Here is a 26,726-nt window from a genome sequence, read left to right on the forward strand (position 1 = left end):
ATGCTCAATACGCTGCGCAAGATCGTCCAGGAAGTAAACTCCGCCAAAGATCTCAAGTCGGCGTTGGGGATCATTGTCTTGCGCGTCAAGGAGGCCATGGGCAGCCAGGTCTGCTCGGTCTACCTGCTCGACCCGGAAACCAACCGCTTCGTGCTGATGGCTTCCGAAGGCCTGAACAAGCGCTCCATCGGCAAGGTCAGCATGGCCCCCAACGAAGGCCTGGTTGGCCTGGTCGGTACCCGGGAAGAGCCGCTGAACCTGGAAAACGCCGCCGACCACCCGCGTTATCGATACTTTGCCGAAACCGGTGAAGAAAAATTCGCCTCCTTCCTGGGTGCACCGATCATTCACCACCGCCGCGTGGTCGGGGTGTTGGTCATTCAGCAAAAGGAGCGCCGCCAGTTCGACGAGGGCGAAGAAGCCTTCCTGGTCACCATGAGCGCCCAGCTTGCCGGGGTAATTGCCCACGCCGAAGCCACTGGCTCGATCCGTGGCCTTGGCCGCCAGGGCAAGGGTATCCAGGAAGCCCGCTTCGTCGGTGTCCCTGGCTCGCCTGGCGCTGCCGTGGGGCGTGCGGTGGTGATGCTGCCGCCGGCCGACCTGGAAGTGGTGCCGGACAAGGCCGTCGATGACATCGACGCCGAACTCAAGCTGTTCCAGAACGCCCTTGAAGGCGTGCGCGACGACATGCGCAAGCTGTCGGCCAAGCTGGCCACCCAGCTGCGCCCTGAAGAGCGCGCGTTGTTCGATGTGTACCTGATGATGCTCGAAGATGCAGCCCTGGGCGGCGAGGTGACCGAAGTCATCAAGACCGGCCAGTGGGCGCAGGGCGCCCTGCGCCAGGTGGTTGGCGAGCACGTCAGCCGCTTCGAGCTGATGGACGATGACTACCTGCGCGAGCGCGCCTCCGACGTCAAGGACCTTGGCCGGCGCCTGCTGGCCTACCTGCAGGAAGCCCGCTCGCAGTCGTTGGTGTATGCCGACAACACCATTCTGGTCAGTGAAGAGCTGACACCGGCCATGCTCGGCGAGGTGCCGGAAGGCAAGCTGGTGGGCCTGGTCTCGGTACTGGGTTCGGGCAACTCCCACGTCGCCATCCTCGCTCGCGCCATGGGCATCCCCACGGTGATGGGCCTGGTCGACCTGCCGTACTCCAAGGTCGACGGTATCGAGCTGATTGTCGACGGGTACAAGGGCGAGGTGTTCACCAACCCCAGCGAAGTGCTGCGCAAGCAGTACAGCGAAGTGGTCGAGGAAGAGCGCCAGCTGGCCCAGGGCCTGGATGCCCTGCGCGAACTGCCATGCGTCACCCCCGATGGCCACCGCATGCCGCTGTGGGTCAACACCGGCTTGCTGGCCGACGTGGCCCGTGCCCAGCAGCGCGGCGCTGAAGGGGTAGGCCTGTACCGCACCGAAGTGCCGTTCATGATCAACCAGCGCTTCCCCAGCGAGAAAGAGCAGTTGGCCATCTACCGTGAGCAGTTGGCGGCCTTCCACCCGCTGCCGGTAACCATGCGTACCCTCGACATCGGCGGTGACAAGGCGCTTTCGTACTTCCCGATCAAGGAAGAGAACCCCTTCCTGGGCTGGCGCGGCATCCGCGTCACCCTCGACCACCCGGAAATCTTCCTGGTGCAGACCCGCGCCATGCTCAAGGCCAGCGAGGGCCTGAACAACCTGCGTATCCTGCTGCCGATGATTTCCGGCATCCACGAGCTGGAAGAAGCGCTGCACCTGATCCACCGCGCCTGGGGCGAGGTGCGTGACGAAGGCACCGACGTGCCGATGCCTCCAGTGGGCGTGATGGTGGAAATCCCTGCCGCGGTGTACCAGACCAAGGAGCTGGCGCGGCAGGTGGACTTCCTGTCGGTCGGCTCCAACGACCTGACCCAGTACCTGCTGGCGGTGGACCGCAACAACCCGCGGGTTGCCGACCTGTACGACTACCTGCACCCGGCGGTGCTGCAAGCCTTGAGCGCGGTGGTGCGCGATGCCCATGGTGAAGGCAAGCCAGTGAGCATCTGCGGTGAGATGGCCGGTGACCCGGCGGCGGCGATCCTGCTGATGGCCATGGGCTTCGACAGCTTGTCGATGAACGCCACCAACCTGCCGAAGGTGAAGTGGATGCTGCGCCAGGTGAACATGAGCAAGGCCAAGGAACTGCTGGCCGAGGCCCTGAGCCATGACAACCCGCAAGTTATCCACAGCTCGTTGCAGCTGGCCCTTAAAAACCTCGGGTTGGCGCGGATGATCGGCCCAGGGGCCAACAAAACCCTCTGATTTTTCGGAGCCGCTTGCGGCCCTTGCGCGGCGCAAGGCCGCTCCTACAGGAGATCGCGTAGCCCTGTAGGAGCGGCCTTGTGCCGCGATGGGCTGCGCAGCAGCCCCATGGCCCTCAAACCTTTAACTCAACCTCCCCCAAATGCCCGCCAAAGGGCCCGAAACTGCGCTCGATCAGCCGCCTTCGTCCCTGATCATCCACGATCAGCACCGTACTCGCCCGGGTCCCGTAGTTCTGGCTGGCGATGAATACGCTCGACAGCAGTTTCTCGGTCGCCACCCCCACGCCTGTCTCGGGCAGGTCACCATCAGCTGCCGGCTCGTTATCGGCCAGCAAATCCAGCAACCGGCGCGGTTCTGGCGTTTCCAGCAGGCCCTCCAGCCCGCTACGTGCCTTCACCAGCTTCGGCCACGGCGTATCCAGCCCGGCGTTGGATAACCCGTACACCCCGGCGTCCAGCAGGCAGGGCGTAGCGTCACGGGCATGCAGATAACCCAGCTGCCGCGCATCACCCACCAGCAGGTTAAACCCCGAATACTGCCCGCTGCGGCTGGCCACCTGGTCCAGGTAAGCCTCGACCCCAAGCTTACCCTGCAGGTACGCTGCCACCAGTTCACCCCGCGAGCGCGGCCCCAGTGCCTGGTCCGGGTCGCGGATATTGGTCAGCGCCGCAAACCGCCCCTGCGGCCCCACGCCCAGCCATGTGCCACCGGCCTCCAGGTCGCGCCCGGCATGCACCCCAGGCGCATCGTCCCAGGCCGCCAGGGGTTGAGTGGGGCGGGCATAGAACTCGTCGCGGTTGGCCGCGACGATCAGCGGCAGGGCATGCCCCGGCCGCCAGGCAAATACGATCAGGCACATCGGTTTGGCCTCTGTGTTTTCTGCCACTGTACCCACAGCGGCGTGGCGGATCCATCCTGACACAGAGTTCACTAGAGCCCCGAGCCCGGCTTCCGTTACCATGCCGGATTGTTTTCCTGGGGAAGCCGAATGGAATTCGTGCTCTATCTGCTGTTGGGCGCCTGTGCCGGTGTGCTGGCGGGGCTGTTCGGCGTGGGCGGTGGCATCATCATCGTGCCGGTGCTGGTGTTCAGCTTCACCTTGCAGGGCTTCGACGCCTCGGTGCTGACCCACCTGGCGGTCGGCACATCGCTGGCAACCATCGTGTTCACTTCGATCAACGCCGTGCTTGAGCACCACCGCAAGGGCGCGGTGCAATGGCCGATCTTCGCCTGGATGACCCTCGGCATCCTGCTGGGGGCCGGTGTCGGTGCCAAGACCGCCTCGCTGATCCAGGGCCCGCTGCTGCAGAAGATCATCGGCGTGTTCGCCCTGGTCATCGCCGCGCAGATGGCCCTGGACCTCAAACCCAAGGCAAGCCGCGGCATCCCCGGCAAACCCGCCTTGATCGGAGCCGGTGGGGTGATTGGCTGGGCGTCGGCCATTTTCGGCATCGGCGGTGGTTCGCTGACTGTGCCGTTCCTGACCTGGCGCAGCCTGCCCATGCAGCAGGCGGTGGCCACGTCCTCGGCCTGTGGCCTGCCGATTGCCGTGGCCAGTGCCCTGAGCTTCATGCTGCTGGGTTGGCACGAGGAGCACCTGCCGGCCCACAGCCTGGGTTACGTCTACCTGCCGGCGATGGTCGGCATTGCCGTGACCAGCATGTTTTTCGCCCGCTTTGGCGCGCGTCTGGCGCACAAGCTGTCGCCCCGTTTGTTGAAACGCCTGTTCGCAGCGCTGCTGTTCTGTGTCGGCCTCAGCTTTTTGATTTGAATCGAGAGGAAGTTCCATGCTGCCTTACCCGCAGATAGACCCCGTGGCCCTGGCCATCGGGCCGCTGAAAATCCATTGGTACGGGCTGATGTACCTGATCGGCATCGGCGGCGCCTGGCTGCTGGCTTCGCGCCGGCTGCACCGCTTCGACCCCACCTGGAGCCGCGAGAAGCTGTCCGACCTGGTGTTCTGGCTGTCGATGGGGGTGATCGTCGGTGGCCGCCTGGGTTACGTGCTGTTCTACGACCTGCATGCCTACCTGGCCAACCCGACGCTGATCTTCGAGGTGTGGAAGGGCGGCATGTCGTTCCACGGCGGCTTCATCGGCGTGATGCTGGCGGCCTTGTGGTTCGGCAAGCGCAACAACAAGTCGTTCTTCGAGCTGATGGACTTCGTTGCCCCGCTGGTGCCGATCGGCCTGGGTGCCGGGCGTATCGGCAACTTTATCAACGCCGAGCTGTGGGGCAAGGCGACCGACGTGCCGTGGGCGATGGTGTTCCCGCCGTTCAGCGACCCTGCCCAGTTGCCCCGTCATCCGTCGCAGCTGTACCAGTTTGCCCTGGAAGGTGTGGCATTATTCGTGATTCTCTGGTTGTACTCGCGCAAACCGCGCCCGACCATGGCCGTTTCCGGCATGTTTGCGCTGTTCTACGGCATTTTCCGCTTTATCGTGGAGTTTGTGCGGGTGCCTGATGCCCAGCTTGGCTACATTGCCTTCGGCTGGTTGACCATGGGTCAGTTGCTTTGCTTGCCGATGATCGTCGGCGGCATCTTCTTGATCTGGTTGGCCTACAACCGCAAACCTACGGCAAATCCAGCCGTATGATTTTCACGGCAGGGGCGGTCCCCCTGCCGTTCTTGTTACAGGAAAGTCATGAAACAGTATCTAGATCTGGTCCGTGAAGTCATCGAGAACGGTACGTTGCAAGGCAATCGCACCGGCATCCGTACCATCAGCATGCCGGGCGCCATGCTGCGCTTCGACCTGCAGAAGGGCTTCCCGGCCATCACCACGCGCAAGCTGGCGTTCAAGTCGGCGATCGGCGAGATGGTCGGCTTCCTGCGGGGCGTGAAAAACGCCGGTGAATTCCGTGAGCTGGGCTGCAAGGTCTGGGACCAGAACGCCAACGAGAACGCCCAGTGGCTGGCCAACCCGTTCCGCCAGGGCCATGACGACCTGGGCGAGATCTACGGCGTGCAATGGCGTCAGTGGCCAGGCTACAAGCGCATCCCGCTTAGCAACCCGGCCGCTATCGAAATGGCCGAGAAGGCAGGCTTTCGCCGAATCGCCCAGGACGAAGAGGACGGCGTCGCCTTCGTCATTCTGTACAAGGCCATCGACCAGGTGCGCCAGTGCCTGGACACCATCGCCAACGACCCGGGCAGCCGCCGCATCCTGTTCCACGGCTGGAACTGCGCGCAGCTGGACGAAATGGCCCTGCCGCCGTGTCACCTGCTGTACCAGTTCCACCCGAATGTAGAGACCAAGGAAATTTCCCTGACCCTTTACATCCGCTCAAACGACCTGGGCCTGGGCACACCGTTCAACCTCACCGAAGGCGCGGCGCTGCTGTCGCTGTTCGGCCGTCTGACCGGTTACACCCCGCGCTGGTTCACCTACTTCATCGGCGATGCCCATGTGTACGAAAACCACCTGGACATGCTGAACGAGCAGCTCAAGCGCGAGCCGCTGGAAGCGCCGAAGCTGGTGATCAGCGACCGCGTGCCGGCGTTTGCCGAGACGGGCAAGTATGAGCCGGAGTGGCTGGAGAAGATCGAGCCGAGTGATTTCTGGCTGGAAGGCTATGAGCACCATGCGCCGATGACAGCGCCGATGGCGGTCTGATAGATCTCCATTGTTTGAACTGGCCTCTTCGCGGGTTCACCCGCGAAGCTTTTGGCTCAATGCCCGTGACTGCGCCCTACATGCGAATGCTCGGTGTCCGGCACCGATACCGCCCCGTTCGTCTCCAGTTGCTGCAAGATCGCGCATTCATTCCCCTGCACATTGCAGCGCCGCCGCAGCTCCACCAGCTGCTCTTGCAACGCCACCAAGCCATCGATCCGCGCCTGCACATGCTCGATATGTTCGTCGATCAGCGCATTGACGCTGCCGCACGAGTCGGCGGGGCTGTCGCGCAGGCGTAGCAGGCTGCGGATTTCTTCCAGGGTCATGTCCAGGGTGCGGCAGTTGCGGATGAAGGTCAGCCGTTCCACGTGGGCCTGGGTATACAGCCGGTAGTTGCCTTCTGTACGGGCAGGCTCGGGCAGCAGGTTTTCACGCTCGTAGTAGCGGATGGTTTCCACCGCGCAGTCGGTGGCTTTGGCCAGTTCTCCGATCTTCATCACGAAATCTCCAGCAAGTGGCTTGACCCTATAGTGGCTACAGGGTGTTCACTTGGCAACAGGCTCACTTTAAGGACGACCCCATGAACCAGCCTGTCAGCCACGAACACAAGCATCCGCACGATCACGCCCATGGCGATGACGACCATGGGCACGCCGCCCACGGCCACAGCTGCTGCGGGGCCAAAGCCGCGCCGGCGCTGGTGCAGCTGACTGAAACGGCCAGTGCCCAGGCACAGCTCAGCCGCTTCCGCATCGACGCCATGGACTGCCCGACCGAGCAGACCCTGATCCAGGACAAGCTGGGCAAGCTGGCCGGTATCGAGCAGCTGGAATTCAACCTGATCAACCGCGTACTTGGCGTACGCCACACGCTGGACGGCACTGGCGACATCGAGCGTGCCATCGACAGCCTGGGGATGAAGGCCGAGCCGCTGGGTGCCGAAGGCGACAGTACCGCCGCCGCGCCCCAACCGGCCAAGACCCGCTGGTGGCCGCTGGCATTGTCGGGTGTTGCCGCCATCGCCGCCGAAATCGTGCACTTTGCCGCGCTGGCGCCGGAATGGCTGGTGGCGGCATTGGCGCTGGCAGCCATTCTTGGTTGCGGCCTGGGCACCTACAAGAAGGGCTGGATTGCCCTGAAAAACCGCAACCTCAACATCAACGCGCTGATGAGCATCGCCGTGACCGGTGCTGTGCTGATCGGCCAGTGGCCGGAAGCGGCCATGGTGATGGTGCTGTTTACCGTTGCCGAGCTGATCGAAGCCCGCTCGCTGGACCGCGCACGCAATGCCATCAGCGGGCTGATGCAGCTGACCCCGGAAATGGCCACGGTGCAGCAGGCAGATGGCCAATGGCGCGAAGTGGAAGTGCGCGAAGTGGCCACCGGCGCGCTGGTGCGGGTGCGCCCCGGCGAGCGCATTGGCCTGGATGGCGAAGTGACCAGTGGGCAATCCAGCGTCGATCAGGCGCCGATCACCGGCGAAAGCTTGCCTGTGGAGAAGGCCGTAGGCGACAAACTGTTCGCCGGCACCATCAACCAGGCGGGTGCGCTGGAGTTTCGCGTTACCGCTGGCGCGGGGCAATCGACCCTGGCGCGGATCATCAAGGCCGTGGAGGAAGCGCAAGGCGCGCGGGCGCCTACTCAGCGCTTCGTCGACCAGTTTTCCCGTATCTATACCCCGGTGGTGTTTGCCATCGCCCTGGCCGTGGCGGTGATCCCGCCGCTGTTCATGGCCGCAAGCTGGTTCGACTGGGTGTACCGCGCTTTGGTGCTGCTGGTGGTCGCGTGCCCGTGCGCCCTGGTCATCTCGACCCCGGTGACCATCGTCAGCGGGCTGGCCGCTGCTGCGCGCAAAGGCATCCTGATCAAGGGCGGTGTGTACCTGGAAGGCGGCCGCCACCTGGATTACCTGGCCCTGGACAAGACCGGCACCATCACCCACGGCAAGCCGGTACAGACCGACGCCAAAGTACTAGAGCCGGTGTTCGAAGGCCGTGCGCAAGCCCTGGCTGCCAGCTTGGGCGAACGTTCGGACCACCCGGTTTCCCGCGCCATTGCCCAGTTCGGCAAGGAGCAACGCCTGGCCTTGAGCGAGGTCGATGACTTCGCTGCCCTGGCCGGGCGCGGGGTGCGTGGCACCATCGCTGGCGAGGTCTACCACCTGGGCAACCACCGCCTGGTGGAAGAACTGGGGCTGTGCTCACCCGAGCTGGAAGCCCAGCTGGATGCGCTGGAGCGCCAGGGCAAGACCGTGGTCCTGCTGCTTGACCGCAGTGGCCCGCTGGCCCTTTTCGCAGTGGCCGATACGGTCAAGGACAGCAGCCGGCAGGCCATTGCCGAGCTGCATGAGCTGGGCATCAAGACTGTCATGCTGACCGGTGACAATCCGCATACCGCGCAGGCCATCGCCGCCGTGGTGGGTATCGACCGCGCCGAGGGCAACCTGCTGCCAGGCGACAAGCTGAAAACCATCGAAACCTTGTACGCACAGGGCCATCGTGTGGGCATGGTGGGTGACGGCATCAACGACGCCCCGGCCCTGGCCCGCGCCGAGATCGGTTTTGCCATGGCCGCCGCTGGTACCGACACCGCCATCGAAACGGCCGATGTGGCGCTGATGGACGACGACTTGCGGAAAATCCCGGCCTTCGTCAGGCTGTCGCGCCAAAGTGCGGCGATCCTCCTGCAGAACATCGTTCTGGCGTTGGGCGTCAAGGCGATATTCCTGGCGATTACCTTTGCCGGCATGGCCACCCTGTGGATGGCGGTGTTCGCCGACATGGGCGTTAGCCTGCTGGTGGTATTCAACGGCTTGCGCCTTTTGCGCAAATAGAGGACGTGCATGCTGAGTTCGGAGCTTAAAGCCTTTTACATGGTGGCCCGCCTGGGCAGCATCACCCTGGCGGCGAAGAAGCTCGGGCTCAGCCAGCCCACGGTGACCACGCAGATCCGCAACCTGGAAAGCCAGTACGCGGTGGAGCTTTTCTACCGCGGCGGGCGGCGGCTGGTGCTGAGCGAAGAGGGCGTGCGACTGCTGCCGATGGTCAAGGCGCTGTTGCAACAGGAGGCCGACATCGAGTTCGAGCTGCGCAACAGCGGCCAGGCCCAAGGCAGCTTGCGCATCGCCGCCACGGCGCCTTACTACATTCTCGACCTGGTGAAAATCTACCGCGAGCGCTTGCCGCAGGTGGATGTAGCGGTGGAGATCGGCAACTCGCAGCAGGTGCTGGAAATGCTCGAAGACTACCGGGTGGATATCGCCGCTTCGTCGCAGCTGCTGGAGGACGCCCGGCTGGTGCGGCGGGTGCTGGGCACCGATCCGCTGGTGGTGGCGGTGCACCGCCACCACCCGTTGGCCCACCGCCAGACGGTGTCCATCGATGTGGTGGCCGGGCATTGCCTGTTGATGCGGGAGAAGGGCTCGACCACGCGCAAGCTGACCGAGCAGATGATGCAGGAGGCCGGGGTGACGGCCGGGGCCTTGCTGGAAATCGGCAGCCGCGAGTCGATCCGTGAGGCGGTGCTGCGCAACATCGGCATCAGCGTGATTGCCCGGCACGAGGTGCCGCACAACCCGGAGCTGCGGGTGCTGGCGCTGGAGAATGCGCCGGTGATGCATGAATACCTGTATTGCCTGAAGGAACGGCGCCAGGCCCGATTGCCGGCTGCCTTTCTTGGGGTGGCGCAGGAAGTGGCCGGCTCGCACTTCTGATTCAGGCGTACACAGCCGTTGTAGGGGCAGCCTTGTGCTGCGAAGAGGCCCTGACAGGCGCTGCAAATGCATGTGCTGTACCGGCCTCTTCGCAGCACAAGGCTGCTCCTACAAGTAGGGTGACGGCCTGTCAGGCCATTACCAAATTTGCCTATACGACTATCACCCGCTTTTGCCTTAACGCCACAGAACCTTCGCACAGCCTTCCTAGCATGGCCCCATCTCTTCGATGAGGCCCAGCCATGAACCACACCACCCCCGGCGCACAGATGAAAGTGCGCAACATCCACAAGCGCTTCGGTGCCTTCACGGCACTCAACGATGTCTCGCTGGACATCGCCGCCGGCGAACTGGTGTGCCTGCTCGGCCCGTCCGGCTGTGGCAAGACCACGCTGCTGCGCTGCATCGCCGGCCTGGAGCGCCAGGACCGCGGCACGCTGTATATCGGCGAGCGCGATATCTCCGAGCTGCCGCCCCAGGCCCGTGACTACGGCATCCTGTTCCAGTCCTACGCGCTGTTCCCCAACCTTACCGTCGAAGCCAACATCGCCTACGGCCTGACCTGCAGTGGCCGCGAGCCGGCCCGCCAGCGGGTGGCTGAAATGCTCGAACTGGTAGGCCTTTCTGGCAGCGAGAAGAAATACCCAGGCCAGCTCTCCGGTGGCCAGCAGCAACGTGTGGCCCTGGCCCGCGCGCTGGCCCCGTCGCCATCCCTGCTACTGCTCGACGAGCCGATGTCGGCGCTGGACGCCCGGGTCCGCGAGCACCTGTGCACCGAGCTGCGCCAGCTGCAACGCCAGCTGGGCATCACCACCCTGATGGTGACCCACAACCAGGACGAAGCCATGCTGATGGCCGACCGCATTGCGGTGATGAACAACGGCCAGGTCGAGCAGTACGCCACCCCGCAGGAAATCTACGACCAACCGGCCACGCCGTTCGTTGCCGAGTTCGTCGGCCAGGGCAACTGGCTGCCGTTCCAGCGCAGCGGCGACAGCCATGCCCAGGTTGGCGGCATGAACATGCGACTGGCCCCGGGTTCGGCCCAGGCCAGCAGCGGCCGGCTGTTCTGCCGCCCGGAGGCGATCACGGTCAACCCGGTGGTACACGAAGAAAACCTGTTCCCGGCCATGGTCCGCGAAATCACCTTCCTCGGTAACCGCTGCCGCATGAGTTTTGAACTCAAGGCTCTGCCAGGCCATGCCCTGCTGGCCGAGGTGGCCCCCGAGGCCATGCCGCGCCTGGGTTCGCAGGACATCTGGGTGGCATTGCCGCCGCAGAGCCTGCAGGTGTTTGCCTGAGATGGCCGCGCCAATGTCTCTGCCGCTGAGCCAGGCCAAAGCCGCGCCGCGTGCTGGCGTTGCCCTGGGCGATCGGTTGTTCGTCGTCGGCGGCAAGAGCCTGCTGCTGATCCTGTTGGTACTGGCCGTGCTGATGCCGCTGCTGGCGATCTTCTGGCGTGGCTTCAGCGCGGACGCGGGCCAGGGTGGCGGCTTGCTGGCAGCCCGGGAGCTGTTCGCCAGCGACAACTTCCACTGGTTGCTGGGCAACAGCCTGTCGGTGGCGTTCACCGTCGCGGCCATCGTGGTGCCGTTGGCCTACCTGTTTGCCTATGCCCTGCAACGTACGCTGATCCCGGCCAAGGGCCTGTGGCGGGGGATTTCGCTGCTGCCGCTGCTGGCGCCGTCGATGCTGCCGGCCATTGCCCTGGTCTATCTGTTCGGTAACCAGGGGCTGCTGCGCGGGTTGCTCAGCGACAACATTTACGGCTTCTGGGGCATCGTGCTGGGCGAGGCGATCTACACCTTCCCGCATGCGCTGATGATTGTGCTGTCGGCGCTGTCGCTGGCCGATGCCCGCCTGTTCGATGCCGCCTCCAGCATGGGCGCCGGCCCATTGCGGGCGTTTGCCAGCATCACCTGGCCGGCCACGCGTCAGGCGGTGTTCGCGGCGTTCTGCCTGGTGTTCACCCTGACCATCACCGACTTCGGTGTGCCGGTGGTGGTCGGTGGCGACTATCAGGTGCTGGCGTTGGAGGCCTACAAGGCGGTGGTCGGCCAGCAACAGTTCGGCCGGGGTGCGCTGATCGGTATGGTGCTGCTGTTGCCGGCCCTGTTCAGCTTCAGCGTCGACGCCTGGCTGCGCCGGCGCCAGGGCGAGGCCATGAGCGGCCGCGCCCAGGTGTTCGAGCCCAAGCCATCGCGTGGTCGCGATGCCTGCTTCCTGGCCATTGTGCTGCTGGTGTGCGCGGCGTTGTTGCTGGTGACCGGCATGGCGGTGTATTCGTCGCTGGTCACGTTCTGGCCGTACAACCTGTCATTGTCGCTGCGGCACTACATGTTCGAAGACACCGCCGGTGGCGGCTGGCTGGCCTACCGCAACAGCGTGAGCATGGCCATCGGCACCGCGCTGATCGGCAGCATGGTGATCTTCACCGGTGCCTACCTGATGGAGAAGACCCAGGGCCAGCGGCTGCTCAACCAGGTGCTGCGCCTGCTCAGCTTCATCCCCATGGCGGTGCCGGGCCTGGTGCTGGGCCTGGGTTACGTCTTCTTCTTCAACCTGAACGGCAACCCGCTGCATGTGCTGTACGGCAGCATGGGGCTGTTGGTGGTGTGCACCATCGCCCATTACCTGACCACTGCGCAGATGACCGCAACCACCGCGCTGCGCCAGCTTGATGGGGAGTTCGAGGCCGCCGCGCTGTCACTGAAGGCGCCGCTGTACAAGCACTTCCTGCGCGTGACCGTGCCGATCTGCCTGCCGGCGCTGCTGGACATCATCCGCTACCTGTTCGTTTCGGCCATGACCACGGTGTCGGCGGTGATCTTCCTGTACAGCCCCGACACCATCCTGGCGGCCGTTGCCGTGCTGAACATGGACGACGCCGGCAACGTTGGCGGTGCTGCTGCCATGTCCACCTTGATCCTGCTGACCAGTGCCAGCGCTTCATTGCTGCTGGCTGCAGCCTCACGCGGCCTGCTGCGCCGCTCCCAAGCCTGGCGCCAACGCGCCGCGACCGTCTGACCTGTAAGGAACCTACCCATGTACAAGCACCTTGCACTTACCGCTGCCGTTTGCGCCGTGTTCAGCCTGCAGGCTTCAGCCGCCGGTACCCAGCTGACGGTCTACACCGCGCTGGAAGCCGAGCAGCTGAAGAGCTACAAACAGGCCTTCGAAAAAGCCAACCCGGACATCGAGATCAAGTGGGTTCGCGATTCCACCGGCATCATCACCGCCAAGCTGCTGGCCGAAAAAAACCGCCCGCAAGCCGACGCGGTGTGGGGCTTGGCGGCGTCCAGCCTGGCCATTCTCGACCAGAACGGCATGCTTGAAGCCTATGCACCCAAGGACCTGGGCAAGATTGCCGGCAACTACCGGGACGCCGCCAACCCACCGGCCTGGGTGGGTATGGATGTGTGGGCCGCGACCATCTGCTTCAATACCATCGAGGCCGAGAAGCAGGGCCTGAGCAAGCCGGTGAGCTGGCAGGACCTGACCAAGCCTGAGTACAAGGGCAAGATCGTCATGCCGAACCCGGCCTCGTCGGGTACCGGCTTTCTCGATGTGAGCGCCTGGCTGCAGACCTTTGGTGAGCCGCAAGGCTGGGCCTACATGGACGCGCTGCACCAGAACATCGGCCAGTACGTTCATTCTGGCTCAAAGCCGTGCAAGCTGGCGGCTGCGGGCGAATTCCCGATCGGTATCTCGTTCGAGTACCCGGCCGTGCAGCTCAAGCGCCAGGGCGCGCCGCTGGACATCGTGCTGCCCAAGGAAGGCCTGGGCTGGGAGATCGAGGCGACTGCGGTGATCAAGGGCTCGCCCAAGGCGGAGGCGGCCAAGCGCCTGGCTGATTTCTCGGCCAGCCCGGCTGCCATGGAGCTGTACAAGGAAAACTTCGCCGTGCTGGCCGCGCCGGGTATTGCCAAGCCACAGACCGAGCTGCCGGCGGACTATGAGCAGCGCCTGATCAAGAACGACTTTGCCTGGGCATCGAAGAACCGTGACCAGATTCTGGCCGAGTGGCGCAAGCGCTACGACGGCAAGTCGGAGAAGGTGGCCCAGCAGTAACCTGTACCGGCCTCTTCGCAGCACAAGGCTGCTCCTACAGGTATCGCGTCCGCCTGTAGGAGCAGCCTTGTGCTGCGAAGAGGCCAGGCCTGCTGATTCAAAATTGTGAAACCAGTGCCTCCAGTTGTTCCTGCCGCTCAGCCTGATTCAGTTTCGCCCCTGGGTTGAGGGTGGACCATTGTGGGTGCGCCCGCGCCTTCACCAGTGCCTCTGGCAACTTGCCCTCGCGCCAGGCCTTCTCATCCAGCTCACCCAGCCTGATGCTGTCTTGCGCCGCATGCCCGCGGTTATCCAGCGCCACCATCAACTGCTGCTGACGCAACGCCAGCAAGCGCAATACCGTGTCGTCCACGGTCAGCTCGCGTTTGCCCTTGAGTTTGCCCATCAAGCGTGAGCCATAGTTACGCGCCGTCTGCAACGCACCGCCGGCAATCGCGCCGGCCAGCGCTGCCGCGCCGAGGGTAAGCCCGCCGACCAGCAGATCGACCCCGGCCCCGGCTGCAGCGCCGGCCGCCACGCCGCTGCCCAGGCGCACGCCCAGCAGCTTCAGGGTTTCAGGATTGAACAGGTCATCGCCCCAGCGGCCATCCAGCAACGGCAGGTCGCTGGCATGGGCATCCTCGCGGCGGAAGGCATACAGCTTGAGCAGGGCTTCGACGCAACGCTGTTCACGTTGGCGTATGTCCTGGCGCAGCGCCTCTATGGCCTTGGCTTCCGCCGCTGGCTCGGCCTCGACGCTACGCCGGCAGGCGGCGCAGTCCAGCAGCAACTCGGCAATCAGCCGCTTGCCACTGTGCTGGCGGGCCAGGCGCTGTGCCTGCTGGTCGTCGATCAGCCGCTGCAGGGCCGGGCGGGCGTCCTCCAGCAGCAGGGCCAGGCTTTCATACAAGCGGCGCTCGCCATCCTCGGGCGGGGCCACGCTGTCGAACCGCACCAACGCGTGAAGCCCAAGCCGGGCAAGGGCTTCACGCCATTGCGGCTCGCGGTGCTGGTGGCTGGCGACGAAGTTGAGCACCGGCAGCAACGGCTTGCCGCAGCTGGCCAGCACTTCCAGTTCATCGCGGTACTTGGCCAGCACCGGCTCGCGCGCATCGATTACATACAGGCCGGCATCGCTGGCCAGCAACTGGCGCAGCACCTTGGCTTCCTGCTCGAAACGCTGGCGCGCTTCGCTGCCTTGCAGAAAGCGCTCCAGGCGGGCCGGGCCGTCCAGGCGCTCGCCCGGGCGTTCCAGCCGCTCGAGGTAGTCGAGCAGGGCAATAGCGTCCTCCAGGCCCGGGGTGTCGTACAGCTCCAGCAAGGCTTCGCCGTCCACCGACAAGCGCGCACCTTCTACATGGCGGGTGGTGCTGGGGCGGTGGGACACTTCGCCAAAGCCGACGTCACGGGTCAGCGTGCGCAGCAGCGAGGTCTTGCCAACGTTGGTGTGGCCGACCACGGCCAGTTTCAGTGGCTCAGTCATGGCCATGCTCCAGCCAGGTCAGCGGTGAGGTGTCGGCATGCTGCAGGCCAAGGCGGTCAAGGGCTTCGTGCCAATCGCCGAGGCGCTGGGCATCGACGGCCTGGCCCGGTGCAGCCTGCAGCAGCCAGATACGGGTTGCGCCGGCATTGCGCGCCAGTTCGGCGAGCAACGCCAGGCTGCCGCGGTCGGGCGAGCGCCGGGGGTCGCAGGCGATGGCCAGGCGTGCCGGGGGGAAACGGCTGAGTTGTTCGAGCAGCCTGTTGCGCGATTCGCGGCTGTCGAGCACGCCGGCATCGATTACGCTTTTCGGCAGGGCGGGCGGCCAGGGGCGTTGGTCGTCCAGTTCCAGGCCCACCAGCAGGGCACCGCTGCTGCCGCTTTCCAGCTGGCCGGCGGCAAACTGTGGCAGGGCCTCGGGCGCGGCATCCTGCACGCCGATGCGTTCGCTGCGCGGCATCAGTGCATCACGCAGTTGCGCGTAGCCGGGCAGGCTCAAGTCCAGTGCCAGGCGCTCGCGGCCCTGGCGCCAGCGCCACAGGCACAATGCAGCCAGTACCAGGCGTGGTAACAGGCCATACACCAGCACCACCCCCAGCAACCAGCTGGCCCAGGCCTGCCGGGCTTGCTCCAGGGCCGGCAAGGTGTCGCCGCTGGCGCGGATCATGGCTTGGTCGGGCACGGCAAAACCCAGCAGCGAAGGCAGGGCGCCCAGGGCTTGGGTCAGGTGGATGAACGGGTCGGCGGCAAGCAGCGTGGTTTCCCAGACAAAGCCATAGCGCCGGGTCGCCAGCAAGGCCAGCAGCATGCCCAGGGCGGTGAGCATGGCCAGCAGCCACAGGCCATGCACCAGCAGGCCGAGCAGCCAGCGGTTCAGGCGTTGGCGTTGCAGCAGCACCAGCAGCGCAGGTGCCAGGTGTGCGGCCTTGGCATCGCGGGCAAAGCGTTCACTCAGCCATAGCCACAAGCGGCCCAGCCCTGCGCCATGCTCGCCGCTTACGGCAAAACCGATGGCCCAGCCCAGCAGCGTCAGCAGGTTCAGCCCGAGCAGGCTGCCCAGGGCCCAGAACACGTTCACCGGCCGCTGCCCGTCGCCCAGGGCGGCCAGGGCCAAGCCCGCGCCGCTGAGCACGGCCATCAGCAGCAAGGCCAGCAGCGCCAGGCGCGCGCCTTGCTTCCAGTGGCGCAGGGCGGTGCTCATGCCATCGCGTTCGGCCAGGAACAGTGCACGGGTTTCGATGCGGGCCGCCAGGTCGCCGCCCAACTGGCGGGCGCGACGGTTGGCTTCCTGGTCTTCCAGGGGGCCGGCGTGTTCCTCGCGCAGGCGTACCGCTTCGGTGAGCCAGCGCTTGTCCAGTGGAGTCGGTTCAGTCACATGGTCTTCCATTGCACAGGTCAGGGCAGAAGCATAACCCACACGCCCGGTGCTATCCTCGCTGGCATGAATACATCACTCCCCCTCAGCCTGATCGCGGCTTATGCCGAGAACCGCGTGATCGGCATCGACAATTCCATGCCCTGGCATTTGCCCGGGGATTTCAAATACTTCAAGGCCACCACCCTGGGCAAGCCGATCATCATGGGGCGCAAGACCTGGGATTCGCTGGGGCGGCCGCTGCCGGGGCGGTTGAATATCGTCGTCAGCCGCCAGCCGGGGCTTGAACTGGCGGGTGCCGAGGTGTTTGCGTCGCTTGAAGATGCGCTGGTGCGGGCCGAGCAGTGGGCGCGCGAGCAGGGCGTTGAAGAGCTGATGCTGATTGGCGGGGCGCAGCTGTATGGCCAGGCGCTGGAGAAGGGGCTGGTCAGCCGCATGTACCTGACGCGGGTGGAGCTGTCACCGCAGGGGGATGCCTGGTTCCCCGAGTTTGACCAGGCGGTTTGGAAACTGGCGTCCAGCGAGGCGCAGGCGGAAGAGGGTAAGCCTGCGTATCACTTCGAGGTTTGGGACCAGATTTGAGAAAGCCGGGGCTGCTTTGCAGCCCTTTCCGACCGGGCCGGCGCCCCGGTAAGGCCGCTCTTGCGGTGGGGCGGTGCTCAGGTGAGCAACTTGATGATCAATGCGGTAACCGTCGCCACCGTCGTGACAAAACCTACGGCGATGGCAACCGGATACCAGAATGTTTCGCGGGTCATTTTGACCGCCTCGGCATTCAGCTTGCGCGTCTCGGCCATCAGTTTGTCGACTTCGACGCGAATCTTGGCTACCTCGATGCGGATTTTTTCGGCTTCGGCCTGGGTCATGTCGTACTGGTGCATGTTGGCTCCTTTCCCTCGGCGTATGCGCTACGCCCGGCTAGCAGTATAGCGACGCCTGCAGCGACCAGTTGCTGGCTTCCCTTGCCATTGCGTTACTGGATATTGGGGCGCACTGCGCCCCGGCAAACAGTCAGGTATGGCTCAGATCGGCATGCTCATCGCCCGCCAGCACATCCTTGTCAGTCTCTTTCAGCAACTGGCTGGTCACCACGCCCGCCGTCATCGAACCGTTCACGTTAAGCGCCGTACGCCCCATGTCAATCAGCGGCTCCACCGAAATCAGCAACGCCACCAGCTCCACCGGCAAGCCCATGGCCGGCAGCACGATCAGCGCGGCAAAGGTGGCCCCGCCACCCACGCCGGCAACCCCTGCAGAACTCAGCGTGACTATGGCCACCAGGGTCGCGATCCACAGCGGGTCGAACGTATCGATGCCCACTGCCGGTGCCACCATCACCGCCAGCATGGCGGGATAGAGGCCAGCGCAGCCGTTTTGGCCAATGGTGGTGCCGAACGATGCGCTGAAGCTGGCAATAGACTGCGGCACACCCAGGCGGCGGGTTTGCGCTTCGATGTTCAGCGGAATGCTGGCGGCGCTGGAGCGGCTGGTGAAGGCGAAGGTCAGCACCGGCCACACCTTGCGGAAGAAGCGCAGCGGGCTCACACCCGTCGCCGCCAGGATGAGGGCGTGCACCACGAACATCAACCCCAGGCCCAGGTACGACACCACCACGAAGCTGCCCAGCTTGAGGATGTCTTCCATGTTCGAGCTGGCAACCACCTTGGTCATCAACGCCAGCACGCCATACGGGGTCAGTTTCATTACCACCCGCACCAGGCGCATCACCCAGGCTTGCAGGGTGTCGATGGCCGACAGGGCGCGCTCGCCTTTCTCGGCATCGTCCTTGATCAGCTGCAGCGCGGCCAGGCCGACGAACACGGCGAAGATCACCACGCTGATGATCGACGTCGGCTTGGCCCGCGCCAGGTCACCCACCGGGTTGCTGGGGATGAACGACAGCAGCAGCTGCGGGATGTTGAGGTCGGCGACCTTGCCGGCGTAGTCGCTGTGGATAACCTGCATGCGGGCGCTTTCCTGCACACCGGCCACCAGGCCTTCTGCACTCAGGCCGAACAGGTTGGTCAGCACGATGCCGATCAGCGCGGCAATGGCGGTGGTCAGCAGCAGGGTGCCGATGCTCAGCACGCTGATGCGGCCCAGCGACGAGGCATTGTGCAGGCGCGCCACGGCACTGAGGATCGAGGCGAAGATCAGCGGCATGACAATCATCTGCAACAAGCCGACATAGCCGTTGCCGACCAGGTCGAGCCAGGCGATGGTGGCCTTGAGCACGGGGTGGCCAGCGCCGTAGATCGTGTGCAGGGCCAGGCCGAAGACTACGCCCAGCACCAGGCCCAGCAGTACCTTCTTGGCCAGGCTCCAGTCGGTGCGGCGGGTTTGTGCCAGGCCCAGCAACAGGGCCAGGAACGCCAGCAGGTTAAGTGACAGCGGCAGGTTCATTGAAGCTCCAGCAGAAAAAAGCAGAAGTGGCATCGCCTCTGTGAGCGATTGCGAACGGAAATGCTAACAGCCTGAAAACAAACGAATTTATACCCAAATGGAATTTGCATAGTCGTTTATGGAATAACGAAGTGTCGCAGATTGCAATGAACGCGGCGTTTGCGGCTGCATTGAGGTCGTTATCGAAGGTTGGCAGTGGGGATTGTTGCACTAGCGTTTCTGGGTCATTTCAGGAGATTCGTACATGAAAGTCGCTGTGAAAGCCGCCGCCATCGGCCTGTCCCTGCTGTTCAGTATCGAAACCTTCGCCACCGAGCTCAAGCATTGGCCCGCCGAGGCGGCCAGGCAGCTCGACAGCATGATCGCTGCCAATGCCAACAAGGGTAACTACGCGGTGTTCGACATGGACAACACCAGCTACCGCTATGACCTGGAAGAAGCCCTGCTGCCGTTCATGGAAAACAAGGGCCTGCTGAGCCGCGACAAGCTTGACCCGTCGCTGAAGCTGATGCCGTTCAAGGACACTGCCGAGCACAAGGAAAGCCTGTTCAGCTACTACTACCGGTTGTGCGAAGTCGACGACATGGTCTGCTACCCGTGGGTGGCCCAGGTGTTCTCGGGTTTTACCCTGAAGGAGTTGAAGGTGCAGGTGGATGAGCTGATGGCTTCTACCAAGCCGATCCCCAGTACTTATTACGAAGGCGACCAGGTCAAGGCCATCGAGGTACAGCCGCCCAAGGTCTTCAAGGGCCAAGCCGAGCTCTACAACAAGTTGATGGAGAATGGCATCGAGGTGTACGTGATTTCGGCGGCCTCCGAAGAGCTGGTGCGCATGGTCGCCTCGGACCCCAGGTACGGCTACAACGTGAAACCGCAGAACGTGATCGGCGTGAGCCTGCTGCTAAAGGACCGCAGCAATGGGCAACTGACCACGGCACGCAAGCAAATCAGTGCTGGCCACTATGATGCCAAAGCCAACGAAGGGCTGGAGCTGACACCGTACCTGTGGACCCCCGCTACCTGGATGGCGGGCAAGCAGGCGGCCATCCTGACCTACATCGATGAATGGAAGAAACCGGTGCTGGTGGGCGGCGACACGCCGACCAGCGATGGCTACATGCAGTTCCACGGGGTGGATGTGGGCAAAGGTGGCATCCACCTGTGGATAAACCGCAAGGCCAAGTACATGGACCAGCTCAACGGCATGATTACCAGGAATGCGGCGGCGCAGGCCAAGGAAGGGTTGCCGGTGACGGCGGACAAGAACTGGGTGATCGTGACGCCGGAGCAAATCCAGTAGTTGTTGCGTTGTCTGTTCCGGCCTCTTCGCGGGTTCACCCGCGAAGAGGCCGGAACAGGCATAAAAAACCGGCACCCAGGGCGCCGGTTCTTCTTTCACGCTAGAAAAGCCTCAGAGCCCTTCCAGCATCGCCTTGTTGCGCACCGCACCTTTGTCGGCACTGGTCGCCAGCAGGGCGTAGGCCTTCAGCGCGGTGGTCACTTTGCGTGGGCGTACTTCAGCGGGTTTCCAGCCCTTCTTGTCCTGCTCGATGCGGCGCTCGGCCAGTTCTTCGTCGCTGACCAGCAGGTTGATCGAACGGTTAGGGATGTCGATCAATACCTTGTCGCCGTCGCGCACCAGGCCGATGGCGCCGCCGGCAGCCGCTTCCGGCGAGGCGTGGCCGATCGACAGGCCCGAGGTACCGCCCGAGAAGCGGCCGTCGGTGAGCAGGGCGCAAGCCTTGCCCAGGCCTTTGGACTTCAGGTACGAGGTCGGGTACAGCATTTCCTGCATGCCCGGGCCGCCTTTCGGGCCTTCGTAGCGGATGATCACGATGTCGCCGGCCTTCACTTCGTCGGCGAGGATGCCGCGCACGGCGCTGTCCTGGCTCTCGAAGATCTTGGCATTGCCTTCGAACACGTGGATCGATTCGTCGACACCGGCGGTTTTCACCACGCAACCGTCGAGGGCGATGTTGCCGTACAGCACGGCCAGGCCGCCTTCTTGCGAGTAGGCGTGCTCGAAGCTACGGATGCAGCCGTTTTCGCGGTCGTCGTCGAGGGTTTCCCAACGGGTCGACTGGCTGAACGCAGTCTGGGTCGGGATACCGGCAGGGCCGGCCTTGAAGAAGGTGTGCACGGCTTCGTCATCGGTCTGGGTGATATCCCATTTGGCGATGGCTTCTTCCATGCTGGCGCTGTGCACGGTCGGCAGGTCGGTGTGCAGCAGGCCGCCACGGGCCAGCGAACCGAGGATGCTGAAGATGCCGCCGGCGCGGTGCACGTCTTCCATGTGGTACTTCTGGATGTTCGGCGCCACTTTGCACAGCTGCGGCACTTTGCGCGACAGGCGGTCGATGTCACGCAGGTCGAACGCGACTTCGCCTTCCTGGGCTGCGGCCAGCAGGTGCAGGATGGTGTTGGTCGAGCCGCCCATGGCGATGTCGAGCATCATGGCGTTTTCGAACGCCTTGAAGTTGGCAATGTTGCGCGGCAGTACCGACTGATCGTTGTCGCCGTAGTAGCGCTTGCACAGCTCGACGATGGTGCGGCCGGCGGTGAGGAACAGCTGCTCGCGGTCGGCGTGGGTGGCCAGGGTCGAGCCGTTGCCCGGCAGGGCCAGGCCCAGGGCCTCGGTCAGGCAGTTCATCGAGTTGGCGGTGAACATGCCAGAGCACGAACCGCAGGTCGGGCAGGCGCTGCGCTCGTATTCGGCGACTTTTTCGTCGGAAGCGGTGGAATCGGCGGCGATGACCATGGCGTCGACCAGGTCCAGGCCGTGGCTGGCCAGCTTGGTCTTGCCGGCTTCCATCGGGCCGCCGGAAACGAAGATCACCGGGATGTTCAGGCGCAGGGCGGCCATCAGCATGCCGGGGGTGATCTTGTCGCAGTTGGAGATGCACACGATGGCGTCGGCGCAGTGGGCGTTGACCATGTATTCCACGGCGTCGGCGATGATCTCGCGGCTTGGCAGCGAGTACAGCATGCCGTCGTGGCCCATGGCGATGCCGTCATCGACCGCGATGGTGTTGAATTCCTTGGCCACGCCACCGGCGCGCTCGATCTCGCGGGCAACCAGCTGGCCCAGGTCCTTCAGGTGCACGTGGCCCGGGACGAACTGGGTGAACGAGTTGGCGATGGCAATGATCGGTTTCTTGAAATCTTCGTCCTTCATCCCGGTTGCGCGCCACAGGGCACGGGCGCCGGCCATGTTGCGGCCATGGGTGGAAGTCTTGGAACGATAATCAGGCATGAAACACTCCTGGCGGCTTAATCAGGTCACATAAAGGGGAGTGAGCTTCTCTTGTCCTTTGTGCCGCAGGCCTGTTGCCACTGGCACGGATGGGGCCGAAGACACCACGGGATCGCCGCGTGCTTGGCCAGAGCTCATAAACCCGCCGGGGATGACTGGCGATGAATAGGCCGATTCTACACCGCTGGCGCGGTGAGGGAATGCAGATGTGGATGGTTGGCGGGGAGATTGCAGCAGGAAAGGGCCGCCAGGCGGCCCTTTGCAGCAGATTTCAGCTGTTTGGCAGCAAGCGGCAGGTGATGCTCTTGATGTAGCGGGTCTCGGCGATGGCTGGGTGTACCGGGTGGTCTGGGCCCTGGCCGCCGCGCTCGAGCAGCTGCATGTTGCGGTCCAGGTGGCGGGCGCTGGTCAGCAGGATGTTGTTCAGGTCGTCCTCGGGCAGGTGCATCGAGCACGAGGCGCTGACCAGGATGCCATCCTTGTTCAGCATGCGCATGGCCTGTTCGTTCAGGCGGCGGTAGGCCGCTTCGCCGTTTTTCAGGTCTTTCTTGCGCTTGATGAAGGCGGGTGGGTCGGCAATGATCACGTCGAAGCGTTCTTCTGCAGCCTTGAGCTCGCGCAGGGCTTCGAACACGTCGCCTTCGATGCAGGTCAGCTTCTCGCCGATGCCGTTCAGGGCAGCGTTACGCTCCACGCCATCCAGGGCAAAGCCCGAGGCATCGACGCAGAATACTTCGCTGGCGCCGAACGCGCCGGCCTGCACGCCCCAGCCACCGATGTAGCTGAACAGGTCGAGTACACGCTTGCCCTTCACGTACGGCGCCAGGCGCGCGCGGTTCATGCGGTGGTCGTAGAACCAGCCGGTCTTCTGGCCTTCACGCACTGGGGCTTCGAACTTGACGCCGTTCTCTTCCAGCGCCACCCAGTCCGGCACTTCGCCGTAGACGGTCTCGACATAGCGCTGCAGGCCTTCGGCGTCACGCGCGGCGGAGTCGTTCTTGAACAGGATGCCGCTGGGCTTGAGCACCTGCACCAAGGCAGCGATCACGTCGTCCTTGTGCGCTTCCATGGTGGCCGAGGCCAGCTGCACCACGAGGATGTCGAAGAAGCGGTCGACCACCAGGCCCGGCAGCAGGTCGGAATCGCCGTAGACCAGGCGATAGCACGGCTTGTCGAACAGGCGCTCGCGCAGCGACAGGGCGACGTTCAGGCGGTGTACCAGCAGCGACTTGTCCAGCGGCAGCTTGATGTCCCGCGACAGCAGGCGGGCGCAGATCAGGTTGTTCGGGCTGAGTGCGACGATGCCCAGCGGCTTGCCGTTGGCTGCCTCGAGAACGGCCTGCTGGCCGGCCTGGAAGCCTTGCAGCGGGGTCGCGGTGACGTCGACTTCGTTGCTGTAGACCCACAGGTGGCCGGCGCGCAGGCGGCGGTCGGCATTGGCTTTGAGGCGAAGGCTGGGCAGGGACATGACGTCGCTCCGGAAAAAAGAGCGGGAGTATAACGTGTCTGCGGTGCTTTCGCCTTTAGAGGTGCAGCGCCTGGGAGATCGAGCGCCGCCCGCGCGGCGCTTCGCAGCGCAAGGCTGCTCCTACATCTGTTTCGGGCCAGTCACGCCTGTGCCAATGCACGCGATCGCTTTGTTTGTCCGACGCGATATTGAGGTGAACGGCAAAGGCCCGCGCGCCTTTGCTGCAGGAATAACAGGCCCGAAACAGATGTAGGAGCAGCCTTGTGCTGCGAAGCGCCGCGTGGGCGGCGCTCGATTTCCCAGGCGCTGCACCTGTCACGGCGAGCGCTTAGAGGGTTAAAATCGCCGGTCCTAAACGAGTGTGCACGTATGTCCCAAGAACTCAGCGCCGAACAGATCCAGCAAGCCTTGCAAGGCATCACCATTCCGCCGCAACCGCAGATCATGGTCGACCTGCAGTTCGAGCAGTACATGCCTGACCCGGACCTGGAAACCATCGCCAAGCTGATTTCCCAGGACCCGGGCCTCTCAGGCGCCTTGCTCAAGCTGGTCAACTCCCCGCACTTCGGCCTGTCCAACAAGATCGGCTCGATCCAGCGCGCGGTAAATTTGCTGGGCAGCCGTTCGATCATCAACCTGATCAACGCCCAGTCGATCAAGGGCGAGATGAGCGACGAGACCATCGTCACCCTCAACCGTTTCTGGGATACCGCCCAGGACGTGGCGAACACCTGTCTGATGCTGGCCAAGCGCACCGGGATCCAGGCCGCGGACGAGGCTTACACCCTGGGCCTGTTCCATGACTGTGGGGTGCCGCTGATGCTCAAGCGCTTCCCGGACTACATGGATGTGCTGGTGCAGGCCTATGCCCAGGCCGATGAAGAAACGCGCGTGGTCGACACCGAAAACCGCGTGTTCAACACCAACCATTCGGTGGTCGGCTATTTCACCGCCAAGTCCTGGCGCCTGCCCGAGCACCTCACCGCAGCCATCGCCAACCACCACAACGCCCTGGCCGTGTTCCGGGACGAGAGCGCGCGCAATACCCAGAGCCAGCTGAAAAACCTGCTGGCGGTGCTGAAGATGGCCGAGCACATCTGCGCGTCCTACCGGGTGCTGGGCAGCCAGGCGGTGGACCACGAATGGAACGTGGTCGGCCCGCTGGTGCTCGATTACATTGGCTTGTCGGAATACGATTTCGAAAACCTCAAGCAGAACATTCGCGAGCTGAGCGGGCACTGACACATGCCGGAATTGCCAGAAGTAGAAACCACCCGGCGCGGTATTGCGCCCCACCTCGAAGGCCAGCGCGTCAGCCGCGTGGTGGTGCGCGACCGGCGCTTGCGCTGGCCGATCCCGGAGGACCTGGATGTGCGCCTGTCGGGGCAGCGCATTGTCAGTGTCGAGCGGCGCGCCAAGTACCTGTTGATCAATGCCGAGGTCGGTACGCTGATCAGCCACCTGGGCATGTCGGGCAACTTGCGGCTGGTCGAGCTGGGTTTGCCGGCGGCCAGGCATGAACATGTCGACATCGAGCTGGAGTCGGGGCTGATGCTGCGCTACACCGACCCGCGCCGCTTTGGTGCCATGCTGTGGAGCCTGGACCCGCTGAACCACGAGCTGCTGCTGCGCCTCGGGCCTGAGCCGCTGACGGACCTGTTTGACGGTGAGCGCCTGTTCCAGCTGTCCCGCGGGCGGTCGATGGCGGTCAAACCGTTCATCATGGACAACGCGGTGGTGGTGGGGGTGGGCAACATCTACGCTACCGAAGCGCTGTTTGCCGCAGGCATCGACCCTCGGCGCGAGGCGGGCGGGATTTCACGGGCGCGCTACCTGAAGCTGGCAATCGAGATCAAGCGGGTGCTGGCGGCGGCGATCGAGCGCGGTGGTACCACCCTGCGCGACTTCATCGGTGGCGATGGGCAGCCGGGGTACTTCCAGCAGGAATTGTTCGTCTACGGGCGAGGCGGGCAGCCGTGCAAGGTGTGCGGCACGGAGTTACGCGAGGTGAAGCTGGGGCAAAGGGCGAGCGTGTATTGCCCGCGCTGCCAGCGCTGACCTGAAGCTGGCGCGATCACTGTGGGAGCGGGCAAGCCCGCGAAGCAGGCGACGCGATGGATGGCACCGGCTGCGCCGGTGTTCGCGGGCATGCCCGCTCCCACAGTGACCAGTGATCAGGCCTTGCCGGTAATCCGGCGGTACTTGGCCATCAGCTGTTCTTCGCTTTCCGGGTGCGCTTCATCCAGCGGGATGCAGTCGACCGGGCAGACCTGTTGGCACTGCGGCTCGTCGTAGTGGCCCACGCACTGGGTGCACAGGTTAGGGTCGATCACGTAGATCTCTTCGCCTTGGGAGATGGCCTCGTTCGGGCACTCGGGTTCGCAGACGTCGCAGTTGATGCAATCGTCGGTGATGATCAGGGACATGGGGACTCCGGCCGGGGCTCATGGCCCGGGCATGTTCAACGCAGTGGGCACAATTGTGCCGCATTCGCGCCCGCAGTGCACGCGGGCGCGATAATCAGGCGATCAGGCTTACTTCTTGAAGCGTTCAGTCAGCGCTTCGGCCACCACCGGGTGGACGAATTTGCTGATATCGCCGCCCAGTGCAGCGATTTCCCGGACCAAAGTCGAGGAAATGAACGAATAACGTTCCGAAGGGGTCAGGAACAGGCTCTCGACATCGGGGGCCAGTTGCCGGTTCATGTTCGCCAGCTGGAACTCGTACTCGAAGTCGGACACCGCACGCAGGCCACGCAGGAAGACGTTGGCGCCCTGTTCCTTGGCGAAATGCGCCAACAGGGAGGAGAAGCCGATGACTTCGACATTCGGCAGGTGCTTGGTGACCTCACGGGCTAGCGCCACCCGCTGCTCCAGGGGGAACAGGGGGTTTTTCTTCGGGCTGGCCGCCACCGCGATGATCACGTGGTCGAACAAGCGCGAGGCGCGCTCGACCAGGTCTCCATGGCCTTTGGTAATGGGGTCGAAAGTACCCGGGTACAACACTCGGTTCATCGCGTCATCCTGGCTGGAGTGCGTTGGGGAGTCGGATGGTAGCGCAGCGATTGCGCCCGGCCAAGTCA

At 64.1% G+C, this 26,726-nt stretch carries 23 protein-coding genes; 13 read left to right on the forward strand and 10 right to left on the reverse strand.

What is annotated here, in order from left to right; translation table 11 throughout:
• Complete coding sequence (gene ptsP / locus SB756_RS14010) at window positions 1-2,280, forward strand: phosphoenolpyruvate--protein phosphotransferase (protein ID WP_341797044.1); 2,280 nt, start codon at window positions 1-3, stop codon at window positions 2,278-2,280.
• A gap of 115 nt (window positions 2,281-2,395) precedes the next feature.
• On the opposite strand, the gene SB756_RS14015 is transcribed toward ptsP, so the two are convergent.
• The gene (locus tag SB756_RS14015) at window positions 2,396-3,142 is read right to left on the reverse strand and encodes an NRDE family protein (protein ID WP_341797043.1); all 747 of its coding nucleotides are present in this window, start codon (window positions 3,140-3,142) and stop codon (window positions 2,396-2,398) included.
• A gap of 129 nt (window positions 3,143-3,271) precedes the next feature.
• Between SB756_RS14015 and SB756_RS14020 the strand changes: the two genes are divergently transcribed.
• Genes SB756_RS14020 through SB756_RS14030 form a run of 3 tightly spaced genes read left to right on the forward strand, consistent with a single transcriptional unit; the run spans window position 3,272 to window position 5,900 of the window.
• Complete coding sequence (locus SB756_RS14020) at window positions 3,272-4,054, forward strand: sulfite exporter TauE/SafE family protein (RefSeq protein ID WP_016502104.1); 783 nt, start codon at window positions 3,272-3,274, stop codon at window positions 4,052-4,054.
• 16 nt (window positions 4,055-4,070) lie between these two features.
• Window positions 4,071-4,880: a prolipoprotein diacylglyceryl transferase gene (lgt, locus tag SB756_RS14025; RefSeq protein ID WP_410910992.1), complete on the forward strand. Its 810-nt coding sequence runs from the start codon at window positions 4,071-4,073 to the stop codon at window positions 4,878-4,880.
• Window positions 4,881-4,928: 48 nt separating this feature from the next.
• A complete protein-coding gene (locus SB756_RS14030) occupies window positions 4,929-5,900 on the forward strand; it encodes a thymidylate synthase (protein WP_132844900.1) in 972 nt (323 codons plus the stop codon).
• Window positions 5,901-5,956: 56 nt separating this feature from the next.
• On the opposite strand, the gene cadR is transcribed toward SB756_RS14030, so the two are convergent.
• Window positions 5,957-6,400, reverse strand: coding sequence for a cadmium resistance transcriptional regulator CadR (gene cadR / locus SB756_RS14035; RefSeq protein ID WP_410910993.1), 444 nt, complete (start codon window positions 6,398-6,400; stop codon window positions 5,957-5,959).
• 83 nt (window positions 6,401-6,483) lie between these two features.
• On the opposite strand from cadR, the gene SB756_RS14040 reads away from it, so the two are divergent.
• The 5 genes from SB756_RS14040 to SB756_RS14060 all read left to right on the forward strand — a co-directional run bounded on the left by SB756_RS14040 (window position 6,484) and on the right by SB756_RS14060 (window position 13,686).
• Entirely contained in the window at window positions 6,484-8,736 is a 2,253-nt protein-coding gene (locus tag SB756_RS14040; RefSeq protein ID WP_410910994.1) for a heavy metal translocating P-type ATPase, read from the forward strand.
• A 9-nt stretch (window positions 8,737-8,745) separates the two neighbouring features.
• Window positions 8,746-9,615, forward strand: a complete 870-nt coding sequence (locus tag SB756_RS14045) for a LysR family transcriptional regulator (RefSeq protein WP_341797038.1) — start codon at window positions 8,746-8,748, stop codon at window positions 9,613-9,615.
• 242 nt (window positions 9,616-9,857) lie between these two features.
• A complete protein-coding gene (locus tag SB756_RS14050) occupies window positions 9,858-10,916 on the forward strand; it encodes a putative 2-aminoethylphosphonate ABC transporter ATP-binding protein (RefSeq protein WP_410910995.1) in 1,059 nt (352 codons plus the stop codon).
• Between the two features lies 1 nt (window position 10,917).
• Window positions 10,918-12,642, forward strand: a complete 1,725-nt coding sequence (locus tag SB756_RS14055; protein ID WP_410910996.1) for a putative 2-aminoethylphosphonate ABC transporter permease subunit — start codon at window positions 10,918-10,920, stop codon at window positions 12,640-12,642.
• 18 nt (window positions 12,643-12,660) lie between these two features.
• Window positions 12,661-13,686, forward strand: coding sequence for a putative 2-aminoethylphosphonate ABC transporter substrate-binding protein (locus SB756_RS14060; RefSeq protein WP_341797035.1), 1,026 nt, complete (start codon window positions 12,661-12,663; stop codon window positions 13,684-13,686).
• Between the two features lie 97 nt (window positions 13,687-13,783).
• On the opposite strand, the gene SB756_RS14065 is transcribed toward SB756_RS14060, so the two are convergent.
• Window positions 13,784-15,148 carry a GTPase/DUF3482 domain-containing protein gene (locus SB756_RS14065; protein ID WP_341797034.1) on the reverse strand — a complete coding sequence of 455 codons (1,365 nt, stop codon included), beginning with the start codon at window positions 15,146-15,148 and terminating at the stop codon, window positions 13,784-13,786.
• Entirely contained in the window at window positions 15,141-16,532 is a 1,392-nt protein-coding gene (locus SB756_RS14070) for a DUF2868 domain-containing protein (RefSeq protein ID WP_410911052.1), read from the reverse strand. The genes SB756_RS14065 and SB756_RS14070 overlap by 8 nt, the downstream gene beginning before the upstream one ends.
• A 54-nt stretch (window positions 16,533-16,586) precedes the next feature.
• On the opposite strand from SB756_RS14070, the gene SB756_RS14075 reads away from it, so the two are divergent.
• The gene (locus SB756_RS14075) at window positions 16,587-17,102 is read left to right on the forward strand and encodes a dihydrofolate reductase (protein WP_410910997.1); all 516 of its coding nucleotides are present in this window, start codon (window positions 16,587-16,589) and stop codon (window positions 17,100-17,102) included.
• 77 nt (window positions 17,103-17,179) lie between these two features.
• Here SB756_RS14075 and SB756_RS14080 read toward each other — a convergent pair whose 3' ends face one another.
• Together SB756_RS14080 and SB756_RS14085 are read right to left on the reverse strand one after the other, a co-directional pair.
• A complete protein-coding gene (locus tag SB756_RS14080) occupies window positions 17,180-17,386 on the reverse strand; it encodes a hypothetical protein (protein ID WP_025340991.1) in 207 nt (68 codons plus the stop codon).
• Window positions 17,387-17,531: 145 nt separating this feature from the next.
• Window positions 17,532-18,923 (reverse strand): L-cystine transporter, encoded by a 1,392-nt coding sequence (locus SB756_RS14085; RefSeq protein WP_410910998.1) that lies wholly within the window; start codon window positions 18,921-18,923, stop codon window positions 17,532-17,534.
• A gap of 244 nt (window positions 18,924-19,167) precedes the next feature.
• Between SB756_RS14085 and SB756_RS14090 the strand changes: the two genes are divergently transcribed.
• On the forward strand, window positions 19,168-20,223 hold the full coding sequence (locus tag SB756_RS14090; protein ID WP_241799568.1) for a haloacid dehalogenase-like hydrolase: 1,056 nt from the start codon (window positions 19,168-19,170) through the stop codon (window positions 20,221-20,223).
• Between the two features lie 111 nt (window positions 20,224-20,334).
• Here SB756_RS14090 and ilvD read toward each other — a convergent pair whose 3' ends face one another.
• The gene (ilvD, locus tag SB756_RS14095; RefSeq protein WP_016502088.1) at window positions 20,335-22,176 is read right to left on the reverse strand and encodes a dihydroxy-acid dehydratase; all 1,842 of its coding nucleotides are present in this window, start codon (window positions 22,174-22,176) and stop codon (window positions 20,335-20,337) included.
• A 271-nt stretch (window positions 22,177-22,447) separates the two neighbouring features.
• Window positions 22,448-23,644: a class I SAM-dependent rRNA methyltransferase gene (locus tag SB756_RS14100; protein ID WP_234226492.1), complete on the reverse strand. Its 1,197-nt coding sequence runs from the start codon at window positions 23,642-23,644 to the stop codon at window positions 22,448-22,450.
• A gap of 423 nt (window positions 23,645-24,067) precedes the next feature.
• On the opposite strand from SB756_RS14100, the gene SB756_RS14105 reads away from it, so the two are divergent.
• Together SB756_RS14105 and mutM are read left to right on the forward strand one after the other, a co-directional pair.
• Window positions 24,068-24,886 (forward strand): HDOD domain-containing protein, encoded by an 819-nt coding sequence (locus SB756_RS14105; RefSeq protein WP_341798936.1) that lies wholly within the window; start codon window positions 24,068-24,070, stop codon window positions 24,884-24,886.
• A 3-nt stretch (window positions 24,887-24,889) separates the two neighbouring features.
• Window positions 24,890-25,702: a bifunctional DNA-formamidopyrimidine glycosylase/DNA-(apurinic or apyrimidinic site) lyase gene (gene mutM, locus SB756_RS14110; RefSeq protein WP_049276511.1), complete on the forward strand. Its 813-nt coding sequence runs from the start codon at window positions 24,890-24,892 to the stop codon at window positions 25,700-25,702.
• A gap of 116 nt (window positions 25,703-25,818) precedes the next feature.
• Here the strand turns inward: mutM and SB756_RS14115 are convergent, their stop codons facing one another.
• Window positions 25,819-26,070, reverse strand: a complete 252-nt coding sequence (locus SB756_RS14115) for a YfhL family 4Fe-4S dicluster ferredoxin (protein WP_019473229.1) — start codon at window positions 26,068-26,070, stop codon at window positions 25,819-25,821.
• A gap of 108 nt (window positions 26,071-26,178) precedes the next feature.
• Complete coding sequence (gene coaD, locus SB756_RS14120; protein ID WP_016489662.1) at window positions 26,179-26,658, reverse strand: pantetheine-phosphate adenylyltransferase; 480 nt, start codon at window positions 26,656-26,658, stop codon at window positions 26,179-26,181.
• Window positions 26,659-26,726: the final 68 nt, after the last annotated feature.

The organism is Pseudomonas sp. SIMBA_068, assembly GCF_046534705.1.
Lineage (GTDB): Bacteria > Pseudomonadota > Gammaproteobacteria > Pseudomonadales > Pseudomonadaceae > Aquipseudomonas > Aquipseudomonas putida.

Bases quoted from the DNA above. Each gene is read 5' to 3' on its own strand.
- SB756_RS14115 (WP_019473229.1), bottom strand. From the start codon at position 26,070: ATGTCCCTGATCATCACCGACGATTGCATCAACTGCGACGTCTGCGAA.
- SB756_RS14020 (WP_016502104.1), top strand. From the start codon at position 3,272: ATGGAATTCGTGCTCTATCTGCTGTTGGGCGCCTGTGCCGGTGTGCTG.
- SB756_RS14045 (WP_341797038.1), top strand. From the start codon at position 8,746: ATGCTGAGTTCGGAGCTTAAAGCCTTTTACATGGTGGCCCGCCTGGGC.
- SB756_RS14055 (WP_410910996.1), top strand. From the start codon at position 10,918: ATGGCCGCGCCAATGTCTCTGCCGCTGAGCCAGGCCAAAGCCGCGCCG.
- SB756_RS14085 (WP_410910998.1), bottom strand. From the start codon at position 18,923: ATGAACCTGCCGCTGTCACTTAACCTGCTGGCGTTCCTGGCCCTGTTG.
- ilvD (WP_016502088.1), bottom strand. From the start codon at position 22,176: ATGCCTGATTATCGTTCCAAGACTTCCACCCATGGCCGCAACATGGCC.
- coaD (WP_016489662.1), bottom strand. From the start codon at position 26,658: ATGAACCGAGTGTTGTACCCGGGTACTTTCGACCCCATTACCAAAGGC.
- lgt (WP_410910992.1), top strand. From the start codon at position 4,071: ATGCTGCCTTACCCGCAGATAGACCCCGTGGCCCTGGCCATCGGGCCG.
- SB756_RS14070 (WP_410911052.1), bottom strand. From the start codon at position 16,532: ATGGAAGACCATGTGACTGAACCGACTCCACTGGACAAGCGCTGGCTC.
- SB756_RS14100 (WP_234226492.1), bottom strand. From the start codon at position 23,644: ATGTCCCTGCCCAGCCTTCGCCTCAAAGCCAATGCCGACCGCCGCCTG.
- cadR (WP_410910993.1), bottom strand. From the start codon at position 6,400: ATGAAGATCGGAGAACTGGCCAAAGCCACCGACTGCGCGGTGGAAACC.
- SB756_RS14090 (WP_241799568.1), top strand. From the start codon at position 19,168: ATGAAAGTCGCTGTGAAAGCCGCCGCCATCGGCCTGTCCCTGCTGTTC.
- SB756_RS14060 (WP_341797035.1), top strand. From the start codon at position 12,661: ATGTACAAGCACCTTGCACTTACCGCTGCCGTTTGCGCCGTGTTCAGC.
- SB756_RS14080 (WP_025340991.1), bottom strand. From the start codon at position 17,386: ATGACCCAGGCCGAAGCCGAAAAAATCCGCATCGAGGTAGCCAAGATT.
- SB756_RS14040 (WP_410910994.1), top strand. From the start codon at position 6,484: ATGAACCAGCCTGTCAGCCACGAACACAAGCATCCGCACGATCACGCC.
- ptsP (WP_341797044.1), top strand. From the start codon at position 1: ATGCTCAATACGCTGCGCAAGATCGTCCAGGAAGTAAACTCCGCCAAA.
- SB756_RS14050 (WP_410910995.1), top strand. From the start codon at position 9,858: ATGAACCACACCACCCCCGGCGCACAGATGAAAGTGCGCAACATCCAC.
- mutM (WP_049276511.1), top strand. From the start codon at position 24,890: ATGCCGGAATTGCCAGAAGTAGAAACCACCCGGCGCGGTATTGCGCCC.
- SB756_RS14015 (WP_341797043.1), bottom strand. From the start codon at position 3,142: ATGTGCCTGATCGTATTTGCCTGGCGGCCGGGGCATGCCCTGCCGCTG.
- SB756_RS14030 (WP_132844900.1), top strand. From the start codon at position 4,929: ATGAAACAGTATCTAGATCTGGTCCGTGAAGTCATCGAGAACGGTACG.
- SB756_RS14065 (WP_341797034.1), bottom strand. From the start codon at position 15,148: ATGACTGAGCCACTGAAACTGGCCGTGGTCGGCCACACCAACGTTGGC.
- SB756_RS14075 (WP_410910997.1), top strand. From the start codon at position 16,587: ATGAATACATCACTCCCCCTCAGCCTGATCGCGGCTTATGCCGAGAAC.